Source organism: Hyphomicrobium sp. 802 (assembly GCF_000526135.1).
Lineage (GTDB): Bacteria > Pseudomonadota > Alphaproteobacteria > Rhizobiales > Hyphomicrobiaceae > Hyphomicrobium_B.
Genome location: NZ_JAFM01000001.1, coordinates 2,969,816 through 2,983,890, shown reverse-complemented (window position 1 = coordinate 2,983,890; position 14,075 = coordinate 2,969,816). Strand labels below are relative to the sequence as shown.

The 14,075-nt window shown below is 59.4% G+C and carries 11 protein-coding genes; 2 read left to right on the top strand and 9 right to left on the bottom strand.

Annotated features, from left to right (window positions below; genetic code table 11):
- Positions 1-25 precede the first annotated feature (25 nt).
- The 4 genes from HYP802_RS0115260 to exbB all read right to left on the bottom strand — a co-directional run bounded on the left by HYP802_RS0115260 (position 26) and on the right by exbB (position 5,052).
- On the bottom strand, positions 26-2,449 hold the full coding sequence (locus HYP802_RS0115260; protein ID WP_024276076.1) for a TonB-dependent receptor: 2,424 nt from the start codon (positions 2,447-2,449) through the stop codon (positions 26-28).
- Positions 2,450-2,677: 228 nt separating this feature from the next.
- On the bottom strand, positions 2,678-3,493 hold the full coding sequence (locus HYP802_RS0115255; protein WP_013948250.1) for an energy transducer TonB: 816 nt from the start codon (positions 3,491-3,493) through the stop codon (positions 2,678-2,680).
- 1 nt (position 3,494) lies between these two features.
- The gene (exbD, locus tag HYP802_RS0115250; RefSeq protein ID WP_013948249.1) at positions 3,495-3,968 is read right to left on the bottom strand and encodes a TonB system transport protein ExbD; all 474 of its coding nucleotides are present in this window, start codon (positions 3,966-3,968) and stop codon (positions 3,495-3,497) included.
- 16 nt (positions 3,969-3,984) lie between these two features.
- On the bottom strand, positions 3,985-5,052 hold the full coding sequence (gene exbB, locus HYP802_RS0115245) for a tonB-system energizer ExbB (RefSeq protein WP_013948248.1): 1,068 nt from the start codon (positions 5,050-5,052) through the stop codon (positions 3,985-3,987).
- 522 nt (positions 5,053-5,574) lie between these two features.
- Between exbB and HYP802_RS0115240 the strand changes: the two genes are divergently transcribed.
- Positions 5,575-6,486 carry a glycosyltransferase family 2 protein gene (locus tag HYP802_RS0115240; RefSeq protein WP_013948247.1) on the top strand — a complete coding sequence of 304 codons (912 nt, stop codon included), beginning with the start codon at positions 5,575-5,577 and terminating at the stop codon, positions 6,484-6,486.
- A 28-nt stretch (positions 6,487-6,514) separates the two neighbouring features.
- Here HYP802_RS0115240 and otsB read toward each other — a convergent pair whose 3' ends face one another.
- From otsB to HYP802_RS0115220, 4 genes are read right to left on the bottom strand one after another with little or no spacing between them, the layout of a single operon-like run.
- Complete coding sequence (gene otsB / locus HYP802_RS0115235; protein ID WP_013948246.1) at positions 6,515-7,327, bottom strand: trehalose-phosphatase; 813 nt, start codon at positions 7,325-7,327, stop codon at positions 6,515-6,517.
- A 14-nt stretch (positions 7,328-7,341) separates the two neighbouring features.
- Positions 7,342-8,436 (bottom strand): carbohydrate kinase family protein, encoded by a 1,095-nt coding sequence (locus HYP802_RS0115230; RefSeq protein WP_024276074.1) that lies wholly within the window; start codon positions 8,434-8,436, stop codon positions 7,342-7,344.
- The gene (locus tag HYP802_RS0115225) at positions 8,433-9,242 is read right to left on the bottom strand and encodes an ROK family protein (protein ID WP_013948244.1); all 810 of its coding nucleotides are present in this window, start codon (positions 9,240-9,242) and stop codon (positions 8,433-8,435) included. Before HYP802_RS0115225 ends, HYP802_RS0115230 begins: the two co-directional genes overlap by 4 nt.
- Complete coding sequence (locus HYP802_RS0115220) at positions 9,239-10,714, bottom strand: trehalose-6-phosphate synthase (RefSeq protein ID WP_013948243.1); 1,476 nt, start codon at positions 10,712-10,714, stop codon at positions 9,239-9,241. Before HYP802_RS0115220 ends, HYP802_RS0115225 begins: the two co-directional genes overlap by 4 nt.
- A 329-nt stretch (positions 10,715-11,043) precedes the next feature.
- Here HYP802_RS0115220 and HYP802_RS0115215 point away from each other — a divergent pair, with 329 nt between their 5' ends.
- Positions 11,044-12,105 (top strand): HWE histidine kinase domain-containing protein, encoded by a 1,062-nt coding sequence (locus HYP802_RS0115215; RefSeq protein WP_245261501.1) that lies wholly within the window; start codon positions 11,044-11,046, stop codon positions 12,103-12,105.
- Positions 12,106-12,122: 17 nt separating this feature from the next.
- Here the strand turns inward: HYP802_RS0115215 and HYP802_RS0115210 are convergent, their stop codons facing one another.
- Positions 12,123-14,039, bottom strand: coding sequence for a glycoside hydrolase family 15 protein (locus HYP802_RS0115210; RefSeq protein ID WP_013948241.1), 1,917 nt, complete (start codon positions 14,037-14,039; stop codon positions 12,123-12,125).
- Positions 14,040-14,075: the final 36 nt, after the last annotated feature.

Below are 14,075 nucleotides of genomic sequence, written 5' to 3'. Positions count from 1 at the left end.
ACGTTCACTGAGATCGCCGTGGACCTCAGAACTTCTTGCCGATCGTGAACACGGCGCTCGTGCCGGCCGATGGCGTGGCGCGGCTGCCGAACGATTGGTCGTAGTTCACGCGGTCTGTCAGGTTGTAGCCGTTGACGGCGAACCGCCACCCATCGAGCTCGTACGACAGCATCGCATCGAGACTGAACGTGTACGGGACGACGTACGCGTTGGTGTTGGAACCCGAGATGCTGAACATTTGGCTCTGGTAGATGAAACCGCTTCCGATGGTCCACTTTCCCGGACCTTGGATAAGCTCTTCCGACAGATTGTAGGTTGACCAGAGACTGACAGAGCTTGCGGGAACGCCGCCGATTTTGTTGCCGATGTTCTCTGGTGTGGTGGAGCCTGTGACCTCGCTGTCCAGGTACGTGTAGCCGACGTTCGCCGTCCACGCTTTCGTCAGCTGGCCTGCGAGGCCGACTTCGAAGCCGCGAACGCGCTGGGACTCGCCAGTCTGGATCAGGTCACCAGTATCCGGATCGGGCGTGACGACGCCGTTCTTCTCGACTTGGAAGAGCGCTGCCGTTAGGCCAAGGCGATTATTGAGAAGGCTCCATTTCGCGCCGACTTCATAAGTCTCGTTTTCTTCCACCGCGTTCCGAGGGACGGTGAGCGTGATCGGGTTCGTCGCGTTAGTGACGAACTGCCCGACCGGTGACGCTGATTTCGACCACGAGAAATAGTACGTCTGAGACTTCGTCGGCTCCCAGATAACGCTCGCTTTCGGGCTCCAATAATTGCCGGTCGAGGACGCATCGAGAGGCGGCGCAGCGTTGGGCTGCTGGAAGTTATAATCGAAAGTCGTCCAGCGAGCGCCGCCGAGAATAGAAAGTTGGTTCGTCAGCCAGACGCGATCGCTGGCAAACAAGCCAAGTTCCGTGCCGTCGCTCGACCGATCGTTCACCGGATTACGTTTGACCGGGTAGTACTGATAGAAGAATGAGCCCGGATCGCGGATCGGCGCACCGGCACTCGCGCCGGCCGTTCCCGACGGTCTCCCGAACTGCGAATATCCGGGGCGATCGTCCTCTTGATAGAACACGTCGATACCCGCGACGCTTTCGTGCTTCAGGCCGAAGGCTCTGAATTTCGCCACGCCGCTCGCGACGTTCTGGATGCCCCACGAATTCTGAATGATCGTCGGGTTGCCGCCGCCGTTGCTGACGTTCGGATCAAGACCGGCGAAGAACTGCGATGCGCACGTCGTCGTACCCACCGCGCCCGAGGAGCAGCCCGGAACGGTTGTCGCGAAATCTCGGTCGTAGAACGCCAATCGCGTGTCGTTATAGAACGTGATGGCGCTCGAAACGTCCTTGCGGAAATGCGACGTGACCATATCGACTTTCGTGTTGTCGTGGTCCGAAGCAATGCCGTAGAAATTCGAGCGATCGACCCCAAGCTCAGTTACGGGAAGGCCGCCCGTGGTCGCTCCCGGCCGCAAGACCATCGGCACGCCGAAGTCCGGTGTGCGATCACCTTCCTGATGCAGGTAGTTGAGCGTCCACGTCGTATCGGTGTTGAGACCGAAGGCGAGCGACCCCAGGAAGCCCCAGCGTTCGCTTTCGATGTGGTCGCGATCCGCAAAATCCTGGCTGTGGTACATGCCGACGGCGCGTGCCGCTGTGGTGTTGTTGATCTGTTTATTGACGTCGATGACACCACGATAAAAGTTATCGGTGCCGATGCTGAATTCGATGCTTGTGGCATCGCCGAGGTGAGCCGTCTTTTGACGAAGGTTGACGACACCGCCCGTTGTTCCCGCACCGAACGTTTCCGAAGACGAACCCTTGATGACATCGATTTCTTCGGTCGCGAAGCTATCGCGCACATAGACGCCGAAGTCGCGCAATCCGTCGACGTACAGATCGCCTTTGGCCTCGAAACCGCGGATGCGGAACTGGTCGCCGTTCATGCCGCCGCCACCTTCGCCGATGGCAACGGTGATGCCGGGAACGGCCCGCAACGCTTGCTCGACGGTAGTCGGATTCTGCTCGCGCAATTGTTTTTCAGGAATGACGTTCACGACCTGCGGCGTGTCCTGAACGCTGCCGGGGAGGCGGCCGATGCCTGTGCCTGCCTGTAGCGTATTGCCAGTGCTCGGCGTGAGTGCGTCAGTAGCCTGCTGAACCTGCTGCGCTTCTGTCGGCTGCGGAGCAGCGGGCGCTGCCGCGACAGGCGCGGCTTTTTTTTGAACGGCCTTTTTCTTTGCAACCGCTTTCTTCTTCGCCGTAACTTCAAGCGGCGGCAGGACCGCCTGTTCCTCCGCCGGAGCTTGTTGCGCTGCCGCCCCGCCGCTCGCGAGGACCATCGTTGCGAAGCCGAGCGTTAGTGCTCCCAATTTGGTGGCGTCGCCTGAACCATATGACAGCTCGTCCTCAGGCGATCTTGCCTCCCAAAAAACTTCCATTGCATTCCCCCCATTCCCCAAACGCAAAAACTGGAAGTCAGAAGAGTTTCCCCGGTCCCCATCTGGTTCCTTACGAATTTGCAAACAAGGGTACTTTACTCCTTCGGTCAAGAATTAAAATGCGCATGATTGATGAAGGTCTTAGATCGTTCCGATAACGCCACATTTTGTATGCGGTTCAGAATGCGGAACGGTGCAATTCAGCGGCCGGAAGACCTGTAACGCCGATCAGCGGACGTTGAATTTTATGGGGAGCGCAATCGTGCGAGCGGTATTCCCCGATAGCTGCGAAGCTTCCGCCATTTTTGGGGGCGCCGGCAACGGCGCGGCAGCCCGAAGCATGCTGACTGCTGCGTCATCGAGGATTGACGAGCCCGAACCTTTATAAATGCGCACGTTTGAAACGTTGCCACCGCCATCGATCGAGAAAATGACGGTCGCGACGCCTTCGACACGTTGGCTGCGGGCCTGATCGGGATAGCGCTTGAATTTGCTGATGTGCATGTAGAGCGCCTTCTGCCACGTCAACTCCGCGGCGTTCGGCTTGCGCGACATCCCTTGATTGGGTGCGGTTGCCTTCGGGCCGATTTCCTTGACGTCGATCGGTGGCGGCGCGGCAGCGAGCGAAGCAAGCATCTCCGGCTGCGCTTCCTGCACCGGTTTGTCCTCGGGCTTCTCTTTGACTTCCTCCGGCTTGACCTTCTCCAGCACGACTTCAGGATTTTCGACGAGCGGCGCTTCTTCCAGTTGAGGCAGATCTTCCTTGGGCTGCTCCTCCTTGACTTCCTCGGTAGCGGGCGTCGCGACGGAATCTTCCGAGGGCGCTCCGATCGCCAGATTTTCTGATCGCTCGGGCAACGCAACCGCCACAGCCGCGAGTTCCATCATCATCGCGCCCTCGGGGTCGGCATCGTCTTCGACCGGCGGCGAATGCAACATGGCGAGCGCTCCGCCGACATGCAGCGCCACGACGACGATCGCAGCGATCGTCCACCGGAACCGGCCGTGCCATGCTGGTTCAAGGATGTCGAGCGTCGTCAGCATGTCATTGTTGGTTGGTCGAAACTGAGTTGCCCGATGCAGGAGCGGACGTCGCGCCACCCGACATATCTTCCAGCCCCACCATCGCGATCTTGACATAACCTGCGGTGCGCAACTGGTTCATGACTTTCATCATCTCGCCGTAGGGGACCGTTTTGTCGGCGCGCAGAAAGATTCGCTGCTGACGGTCCGAGCCGGTTGCCGCATCGAGCGATGGCCCGATATCGCGGCGGCTGATCGCGTCGTTGCCGAGCGCCAGCGAGAGGTCGGCCTTGATCGTGAGGAAGATGGGCTTCTTTTGGCGCGGCTGCGGCTTGGCCTTCGCGACCGGCAGATCGACCGGAACGTCAACCGTCGACAGCGGCGCCGCCACCATGAAGATGATGAGCAGCACGAGCATCACGTCGATGAACGGCGTCACGTTGATCTCGTGGTTCTCGACGAGATCGTCGCCGCCGTCGTCCAGTCTTCCAGCCATCGCGCCGCCGCCCTGATTATTCCGCCGCCTGCTGCGCGAGTATGGGCTTCATGCCGCGATCGAGATCGCGCGAGACAAGCCGCATCACTTCGGCCGAGGCTTCGCCGATCAGCGCTTTGTACCGCGAGATCTGACGCGAGAAATGATTGTAGGTGATCACCGCCGGGATGGCCGCGATCAGGCCTGTCGCCGTTGCGAGCAACGCTTCGGCAATACCCGGAGCGACGATCGCAAGGTTCGTCGTCTGTGTCTCCGAGATGCCGATGAAGCTGTTCATGATACCCCAGACGGTGCCAAAAAGACCGATGAACGGCGCTGTCGATCCAATGGTCGCGAGCACGCCGGTGCCGCGGTTGATGTGCCGCCCTGCCGCTGCCGTCAATCCGTCGAGCCGCGACTGCACCCGTTCCTTGATGCCGTTCTTGTCCGCGATATCGGCCGAAAGACGCAGCTCTGTGATCGCAAGGTTGATGAACGACGACACGATGCAGCGTTTGGAGCGCGAACGTTTGCTGTCGCCGAGGCGTTGCGCGGCTTCGGCCAAGCTCGCCGTTGCGTTGATGCGTGAAAACGCCGAGACCAGCCGCCGCTTCGCAGCCGCCAGTTCGAGCGATTTCGCCAGCCAGACGGTCCACGTCGTGACGGACGCGAGGATCAGAAAGATCATGACGCCCTTTACGACGCTGTCTGCGGCAAGGAACATTTTCCACGGTGACAGGTCGTGCGGAAGGTCCGCTTTTTTCGGCGACGCGTCTTCCGCATTCGGTTCTCTCTCCGATAGCGCAGACGCAGCGCTGGTCGCCTCGGTCGATGGCGAAGCCGGCGACGCTGCAGCGTTATCAGCCGCAGCAGGCGTGCTTTTGGTGACCGCAGTCGCGGGAGCAGGCGTATCGGCCGGGGCGGGCACCGTCATGACCGGAGCGGGAAGAGCGGGCGCCGTAGCTCCGCCATCTTGTGCGGCTGGCGCCCCCACGTCCTGCGCCGTCGCGGGCATGATGCTAAACGACACCGTGCCGGAGACGCTAAGAATGACCGCAAGCAGTCGCCAAATACGAGGTGTTCCGAAAATACTGCGTAACGTCATTTTGTCGGGATGACCTTCTCTGGTCCCTCACTCTGCTGCGAGTGCGAAAAAGCTTAAACAAAACTATACTACTGTCGTCAAGTTTCTGCGGGCGACAAGAGGCGACACGCGACAAGGCGTCCCCACAGGCGAAGGGCATCGGCCAGAGAAGTGCGCGATCCGCAGGACGCGAATCCCGTGTCCGTCGCCATTGCACGCGCAAGCGAAAATACGGTCTGAGGCGAAAAAGGCGCCGCGGTTGGCACCCTGAGGCCGCGGTCCGGCCGCCGTTCGTGGCAGAAAGCAGGCAGACGCAGAAATTTTTGGATTTGCGGGTGGAAAAAGCGTGGACAACCTGAATCAAGGAGTTATCCGCGGCGCGCGGTTCCTGCATCATCGCATCTGTGGTTCTGTGGCGACGCTGTAACCAAAATGTCTTGTTGTCCTAAAATCGATTAGTGGCCCCTGACACGGAACGCGGCTAGGAGATACGGATATACTTTATATTTTTTTTGATATTAGGCGCATTGAAAGGCATCCTGCATGAGCCGACTGCCAATTTCATGCTTCATTATTTCTAAGGACGAGTCTGATCGCATCGTTCGCACAATTCGTTCCGTCAAATCTTGGGTCGACGAAGTCGTCGTCGTAGATAGCGAAAGCCGCGACAATACGGTGGCCCTGGCTTTGGCTGAAGGCTGCCGCGTCATTACGCAACCGTGGCTCGGGTTCGGGCCGCAAAAGCGCTTCGCCGAAGATCAATGCAGAAACGATTGGGTTCTGAACCTCGACGCTGACGAGGTGGTGACGCCCGAGCTTCGCGACGAGATCATCGGCATGTTCTCGGCAGGGCGTCCGGCTCAAATTGCGTACGCCATGGCTCTTGACCTCGTTTATCCCGGCGATCAGCGGCCGAGGCGTTGGGCGCGCGACCATTGGTACGTCCGGCTATACGATCGCCAAGTCGTCCGCTTTCGCAATTCGCATGTCCATGACACTGTCGTGATGGGCGGCCATGCCGTCGGCAGCCTTCGGCATTCGGTCTATCATTATTCCTATCGGAGCTATGATGACCTGAAGCAGAAGCTGGGGGAGCGTATGCTACTCTCGGCAAAGCACGCGCAGAATTCCTCTCAGGTGATGTTGTTCGCGCGGCTTCTGTTGGAAATGCCCATCAATTTTTTCAAGTATTACATCGTCCGCCGACATTTCACCGGCGGCTTCAAGGGTCTGAGATACGCTTGGATCCAAGGCACATACCGACAAGTCAAGATTGTCCATATGTGGCGCGCACGATGCGAAAAGAGCGCCTCGGCAGCGACCGTGCCGTGCAATGGGAACACCGGCCTCGAAGCACGCGCGGATATTCAGGGAGCAATGGTATCTCCTCGAACGGATTTTGGATTGTACCCAAAAACACCGCCAGCGGGCGAAATCTATGCCGAACGGGCCTAGTCCCGTCTGCCAAAGCGCACAGCAGCGGTCAGCGTCCCGTTCCCGCGAGCATCTGTAGCCAGTTCAGGACGTCGGCAGGCCCCTGAAACGAGGCTTCGTCCTTCGAGAAATTCTCGCCCGCGACTTTCAGGCCGAAGCCGCTCAAATCCTCTGCCGCCTGGAACGCATCGATATCCGAAATATCGTCGCCGAGCATCACTGGCGTCTTGTTCGCAAACTGCGGGAGAGACGCAATTCGGCGCAGCGCCCGTCCCTTCGAGAAGCCGACCGGCAGGATTTCAACAACCTTCCGCCCACCGCAGATCTTGAATTGGTTGGGATAGAGCGGAAGCAGCGCTTCGAGGAGATCGGTCAACGGCTGTTGCATGTCGGGAACCAGCCGGTAGTGCAGGGCGATGCCGCTGCCTTTGTCTTCGAAGACGACGCCAGGCAACTCATGCACGATCTTCTTGATCGCAGCCTGCAGTTCGGGATCGAAGCTCGGCGTCAACGTTTCGATCTCGCCGTCAGCCGCAAGTCGCATCTGTCCACCGTGAACGCCCGCGCCAATGAACTTCGAGGGACTGAGCAGGCGATCGGCTTCCATCAGCGGCCGTCCTGTGATGATCGCAACGGCGCCTGCAAGGCGCTGGGACAGTGAGCTGATGAGATCCGGCAAAATGGGCGGCACATGCACTGTTGATGGCGTCAGGGCGACATCGAGCAGTGTGCCGTCGATATCAAGAAAGATCGCAACCGGCTCCTCGGACGAAACAAGCTTCTCGACGTTCGCGCGCAGTGCCGCAGCGCGCTCGCGCGGCGAAATACCCGTATCGGTTTGCTCGACCCTCAAATGCTGCATTCCGAATGTCCTTCCTAGATCGGGAAACTGAGAAGCGCAGCTTCGCTTTCGTGCCCCAGTTCTCGCTCTAACACCGGCCGAGATAAAAGCCCCGTCTGTGTATCAATATGCTGCACGACGCTCGCGGCATTGATCGAAGCTGCGCTGAGCGCCCGTACGGCATCGTTCGTATCTGCAAGATAACATGCGAACGTGGCCGAGAACGCGTCGCCGGCCCCTGTTGTTGCCGCTGCGACGACATGCTGCGCCGCGCGGTAATGAAGATCTTGCCCTCTGGCGATGAACGCACCGTTCGCACCGTCCGTCAGCACGACGGCGCCGACGCCGAGCTCGATCAGCGCGCTCAGAAACTTGGCAAGCGTCATCTCGTATCCGCCGTTACGCAGGCCACGCTTGGCCAGCGGCGGGAGCGGATCGTCTTTACCGACGATCAGCGGAGCTCCGCCGTCTCCGAACGATTGCAGCAGTCGTGGCATCAGCGTCTGCGCTTCGGCCCGGTTCACGCACAGAATGTCGATATGTTTGAGGCTCTGCCAGAAATCGTCGAAGCGCGCCGTAAGCTGACGGATGCCGGGATTGACCGCAAGCCGCGCCCCGGCGCTTTTCGCGCGTTCCACGACCAGCGGATAGCAATCTGCCGACTCATTGCTGAGATTGGCCACGTAGACGAGCTGATGTCCGGCGAAGGCTTCGGCAGGAAAATCCTCCGGTCGCAAACGCGTGTTGGCGCCGCGGTAGGTAAAGACGGCAGCGTTGCGATCATGCGAAGAGATGATGACGGATGAGCCCGTTGGCTCGCTCTCGTCGGCGGCCAGCCACGTGATGTCCACGCCTTCCGCGCGCAGCAGGCCGCGCACGATTTCGGCTTTGTCGTCATGACCGACTTTTGCGATGATGGATGTGTTATGGCCGAGCCGCGCCGCTGCGACCGCAGAGTTCAGCGCGCCGCCGCCACCGCTCGACGCGATCTCCTCGACTTCGGTTTTCTGGCCCTCTTCGAGAAGCAGAAACGAGCTCTCGGCATTGCGCATCTTGATCTGTTCGATCTTGTCACTTGCAATCGTGACGATCGTATCAACCATTGCGCCGCCAATGGTGAGGACGTTCATCGCTGTTCCGAAGCGGCTCCCATCAGATCGCTTGGCTGTCGGAACCATTGATCCATCTCCGGACGCCACAACCGCGCGCCGCCCGAAATGCCGGTGGAGGGCGGCACCACGCTAGCCCAGGGCGGAAGATCGAACGTCAGGCGCCGCGAGTTTCCGCCACCGATGTAAAGGCGGTCAACGTTCGTCAGGCCCTGCACGGAACTCAAGACATACTTGGCACGCTCATTCCAAGCTTCGAGGCCGAGTTCAAGATAGGCCGCGTGTCCGATGTAGCGATCGTAGTTGATATCGTCGCGCGCGTGATGCTGTCCAAGCTCCAGCCCGAAGAAGGCCGAGCCGTTGACGAACAGCGCACATCCCATACCCGTGCCGAACGTCAGGACGCATTCGCGGCCTGGCCCTTTGGCGACGCCAAGGCCGTAGACGATGGCATCGTTGAGCACGCGCACCGGTGCATTGAGCCTCTGAGTGAGCGTCTGTTCGAGATCGAACTCGCTCCAATGCGGCGTCCCGAGATTGGGCGCGGTCTTGACGTGATGTCGCCCGACGACACCCGGAAACCCCACGGAAACACGCCCAAAAGCCGGAAGCGATTTTACGACGTCGACGATGAGATCGACAATCGTTTCCGGTGTCGACGGCTTTGGCGTCTGTGTCGTGATGAAGTCCGAGATCAGCGTGCCATTCTCGTTGACGGTCGCGGCTTTGATCAGCGTGCCGCCAATATCGACGCACAGAATATTTGGGCTTTTGATGATCTCATCCGATTTCGGAATGCTGATTTTATCTACCGTAACATTCATCATGTCCCCACATTTGCCGATAGCCGGCTGTCAGTGGTGTTTTTTTTAGTTGCGCGTTGCAAGCGCTCGAGCGCCTTTCCCATTTCAGGCGGCGATTTCGGCGATCGTGCGATACGACGCTGGCCCGCTTTAAGCAGCGCCGAAAAATAGCTGCTGCCCCACGCATCCGCATCGCTCTTGCAGACGGTTTTCATCAGCTTCTGGTAACGCTGCCGCCGTTCGGCGGGCGTCATCTCCAGGGCAGTCTTGATGCCCTGAGAGATATCGTTCAGGTCATAGGGATTAACGAGCACAGCGTCCGAGAGTTGCTCGGCGGCGCCCGCAAACTTGGACAGGATCAGCACGCCCGGATCGACGGGGTTCTGCGACGCGATATATTCCTTCGCGACGAGGTTCATGCCATCCATTAGCGGCGTAACGAGGCCGATGCGCGACGTTCGGTAGATATCGCGCAATTCGCTGCGCGGGATCGTGCGATGAATGTAGTTGATCGGCACCCAATCGAGTTCGCCGTAGCGGCCGTTGATCGAACCGGCGAGCGATTCAAGCTCGGCCTTGATGTCCGCATACGCTTCGACACTCTCGCGTGTGGGCGGCGCAAACTGCGAAAGCACGACGCTCCGGCGATACTCGGGAAAGTCTTCGAGAAATTTGCCGTAGGCTTTGAATTTTTGCGGCAGTCCCTTCGTGTAGTCGAGCCGGTCGATGCCGATGATGCGATGGATATCGCCAGCCTCGCTCGCCGCCAAGGCTTCCTCTTCGCCCGGCCCGAACGCAAAATCTTTCGGGTCGATACCGACAGGGAAACAGCCGATGTCGAGTTCGGTATCATCGACGCGGATACGCCCGGAAGGCAACAGCCTGCCATAGACGCTCCGCTGCAGGAAATCGATCAGGTTGCGGACATCCGACTGCGTCTGCAACCCAATAAGATCATAGGCCCCGAGCGCCCGCGCAATCTCTTTGTTCTCCGGGATCGCAAGGAGTGACTGCGCCGGACCGATCGGGATATGCAGAAAGAAACCTATTGGATTTTCGACGCTGAGCTTGCGCAGCTCTCGCGCCATCGGCACCAAGTGATAGTCGTGTATCCAGATAACGTCGTCGGGCTTAAGCAGGGGAGCCAGATGGCGCGCAAACCGCGCATTCACTTCGACATAGCGCGCGTAATATCCGGCTTCGAATTGCGCGAGGTCGAGGCGGTTATGAAAGACCGGCCAAAGAACTGAATTTGAATAACCGAGATAGTAGTCGTTGTAGTCGGCTGCCGTGAGCGGCTCTGTCACCGTCGTATGTCCACCGACAGTAATAGACTTGGGCTCGGGTTGATCGGTCTCTTCGATTTGACCGTCCCATCCGAACCAAAAGCCGCTTTGGCGTTCGAGGGTATTGTAGATCGCGACACCGACACCGCCTGCCTGTTGGGCAGCGTTGAAGTCGATGACGCGGTTAGAGACCATGACGAGTCTGGCCAAGAGACCTCCTTCCACGGGCGCGAGGAACTGATCGGATACCGGCCCCCCCACGCACCACCACGGAGTATAAACCCGCGAAATTGCGACAGGTTCCCTGATTTGTTTATCTCGCGTTTATTTGTTCTTGATATGTTCTTTGGCGCCGCAAAATGCCCACAGCGAGCCTGTGCTGCGACGTCCGTGTCGGCCTCGGCAACGTCCCGAACTCTCGCGTTCATCGGCAATTCATGCTACGGAAAAGTCTGTGTAAATCTTTGGGGGGCTGGGGCGCCTTTGCTGCGTCACTGGCGTGGAATGCAAAATGGAGGCGCGGGCCGTTCGTGCAACGAATGGTTCAACTCGTCGACAACCTGATCGAACGAGTTTTTCCGCGGCTGCGACGTAAGCCGCAATATGCATATCCGTTGGGGTTGGCAATTTTTGCAGTCGCAGCGCTGGCGCGACTGGGGCTGTCCCAATGGCTGCAGGACAATACGCCGTTTCTCACGTTCTTCATTGCGGTTCTGCTGGCGTCACTCATCGCCGGAACGGGACCCGGCTTGCTGGTGGTTGTCGCGTCCTTCTTCGCGGGATGGTATTTCTATCTGCCCGGTCCCGGCTGGCTGCCGATAACCAATGCGACCGTCGTCGCGCTTGTGAGCTTTTCGCTTCTTTCGCTTTTGATCGTCGCCGTGGTTCACATCTTGAACAGCAAGGTCGAAGGCCTGCTGAATGAGCGCTCACGCAATGAAGCATTGCTGCAGGACAGTGCTTTGGGTGAAATGCAACTTGAACAGCTCAATGTCGAACTACGCCACCGCCTGAAAAATACATTCGCCGTCATTGCTGGACTTGTCGGCCAATCAGCCCGCTACACGCGCGATATCGATCAGTTTGCGGCCGCGCTTGCAGGCCGACTTTCGGCCATGGGTAACGCCATGGATCTCGTCGCGACGCGCAACTTCCTCGGCGCGCCATTGAGCGAGCTGATCTCCGAAACCATGAAACCTCTGGTGCCGCCGGGCTCAGCGCGTTTCGTCATGCGCGGGCCAGAAACGATTGTGCCGGGTGACGTTGCCAGCGCGCTTGCTTTGACGCTGCACGAATTGGGCACCAACGCCATCAAATATGGCGCGTGGTCGAACGATCGCGGGAGGGTCACCGTGACTTGGACGCTCACCCGCCTCGACAATGACGACAGCCAGTTCGAACTTCTCTGGAGTGAGCGCGGCGGTCCCACCGTCAGCGCTCCCGAACGGCGAGGGCTCGGAACGACGTTGATCGACAGTGGCTTTCCGACCGCACAAGTCGAAAGACAGTTCAACGAAGATGGCGTCCAGTGCCGGCTCGTCGCCGTATTGAAACAGGCCACGACGCGGCGCACGCGCGGCCGTGCTTCATCTCTGCATTGAAGCATCTGCGAAACGTCTTATCCGTTGACGTCGAACGCTCCGCCGCCGTTGCTGCGTGTAACGGCGGAAACAATATCCCGCTCGCTTCGGCTCTGTTTGTGGCTGCCTTCGGCGTCGTCGTGATGCGCCGCCGCTGATCCGGTCCATGCGTCTTCCCACTTCCGGGAGAGCGTCATGCCGGAATTGATCAGCCCGGCCATAGAGTACGTCTGCGGAAGATTGCCCCAAAGCTCGCCCGTCGAGGGATGTAGATCTTCGCTGAGCATTCCGAAAGAATTCCGGTGACTTAGAATTTCACCGAACAGCTCGCGCGCTTCATCTGCGCGGCCGATCGAGGCGAGCGCGTCGATGTACCAGAACTGACAGGCGAGAAACGCCGATTCCGGCAATCCGAAATCGTCTTCGGCCGCATAACGCAGCATCAGGCCGTTGCGCATCAGCTCGCGGCCGATGGTGTTGCACGTCTTGACGAAGCGCGGATCGTCGGGCGGCAGGAAGCCGAGGTCGGGCAGCAACAGAACGCTCGCGTCAAGCTCTTGATGATCGAACGCCCCCGTGAACGACTGGCGCTTGTCGCTCCAGGCACGCGCGAGGATTTCCGCGCGGATTTTTTCGGCGGCTTCCGCCCAATACGCCATCCGGTCGCCGAGGCCGAGGATCTTCGCGATCCGCGCCAGCCGATCGCATGCGACCCAGCACATGGTCGCGGAATGCGTATGGATGCGTTGACGCCCGCGGTATTCCCAAATGCCGGCATCCGGCTCGAGATAGAGCAAACGCGCCTGCTCACCGAGTGCCTCGAGTTCACGAAACATGCTGACGTCGCCCATTCGCGGCAGCCGCTGATCGATGAACATCTGCGTCGCGCCCAAGATCACGCTGCCGTAGGCGTCGTGCTGCAGCTGGTCGGACGCAAGGTTGCCGAGGCGAACAGGCCCCATGCCCTGATATCCTTTGAGATCGGGCGCAATCCGTTCCGCCGCGATATCGTTATGTACGATGCCGTAGAGCGGTTTCAACGGGCCTTTGCCGTCGGCGACAATGGTTGTGATGTAGTCGAGGTAATTCTCCATCGACTGCGTGGCGCCGAGGCGGTTCAGCGCACGAATGACGAAATAGGCGTCGCGAAGCCAGCAGAACCGGTAGTCCCAGGTGCGTGGCGTGTTGGGCGCCTCTGGAATGGATGTCGTAAGCGCAGCGGTTATTGCGCCGGTCTCTTCGAACGTGCAGAGCTTGAGCAGGATCGCGGCGCGAATGATTTCCGGCTGCCATTCGTAGCTGACAGCGAGGCCGCGCACCCACGCTACCCAGAAGTCGCGCGTGCGCTCCAGGAATTCGCGAGACAAAGCATCCATCGAGCTTTCGATCGGCTCATCGGAACCGATAACGAGCGTCATCGGATGCGTCAGCGCGAATGGCGTCTCATGCACGACATAGGAAATGGGAATGTCCGTCGTGACTCTAATGGCATTCGATCCGCACATATATCGGACATGGTTCGAGCCGTGCGAAGCGCTGGCCGCGACCTGCCCATAGCTGTGCGTCGGCCGAACGCGAACGGAAATGCGTGGCAAGCCGCGCAGCGGTTCAATGCGGCGCATGAGTTGCGTCGGATGAAACGAGCGGTCGAACCGCCAGAAGCGCGGCGCGAAGTCCGTCACTTTGACAGCTGCGCCGCTGTCCGAAATGAGGATCGTTTCGAGGATGCAGGTATTGCGGATGTAGCTCGACGTTGCCGACACTTGGCCTTCGAGCACGACGTCGCAAAAACCTTTCTCCTCATCGCCTGCGAGCAGGCGGCAGAAAATCGGATCGCCGTCGAGCCGCGGAAAACACCACCAGACGATGCGCGCGCCTTTGTCGATCAGCGCCGCGACACGGCCGTTGCCGATAGCCGCGACATCGAGTGAAGAACGATAGGAACTGGCAGTCATCGAATTCCCCGCGAGACAGGCTTTGAAAACGAAAAC

What these genes read in the sequence shown, in the direction of transcription:
- exbD (WP_013948249.1), bottom strand. Translation starts at nt 3,968, where the DNA reads ATGGCTGGAAGACTGGACGACGGCGGCGACGATCTCGTCGAGAACCAC.
- HYP802_RS0115240 (WP_013948247.1), top strand. Translation starts at nt 5,575, where the DNA reads ATGAGCCGACTGCCAATTTCATGCTTCATTATTTCTAAGGACGAGTCT.
- HYP802_RS0115230 (WP_024276074.1), bottom strand. Translation starts at nt 8,436, where the DNA reads ATGAACGTCCTCACCATTGGCGGCGCAATGGTTGATACGATCGTCACG.
- HYP802_RS0115225 (WP_013948244.1), bottom strand. Translation starts at nt 9,242, where the DNA reads ATGATGAATGTTACGGTAGATAAAATCAGCATTCCGAAATCGGATGAG.
- HYP802_RS0115210 (WP_013948241.1), bottom strand. Translation starts at nt 14,039, where the DNA reads ATGACTGCCAGTTCCTATCGTTCTTCACTCGATGTCGCGGCTATCGGC.
- exbB (WP_013948248.1), bottom strand. Translation starts at nt 5,052, where the DNA reads ATGACGTTACGCAGTATTTTCGGAACACCTCGTATTTGGCGACTGCTT.
- otsB (WP_013948246.1), bottom strand. Translation starts at nt 7,327, where the DNA reads ATGCAGCATTTGAGGGTCGAGCAAACCGATACGGGTATTTCGCCGCGC.
- HYP802_RS0115215 (WP_245261501.1), top strand. Translation starts at nt 11,044, where the DNA reads ATGGTTCAACTCGTCGACAACCTGATCGAACGAGTTTTTCCGCGGCTG.
- HYP802_RS0115255 (WP_013948250.1), bottom strand. Translation starts at nt 3,493, where the DNA reads ATGCTGACGACGCTCGACATCCTTGAACCAGCATGGCACGGCCGGTTC.
- HYP802_RS0115260 (WP_024276076.1), bottom strand. Translation starts at nt 2,449, where the DNA reads ATGGAAGTTTTTTGGGAGGCAAGATCGCCTGAGGACGAGCTGTCATAT.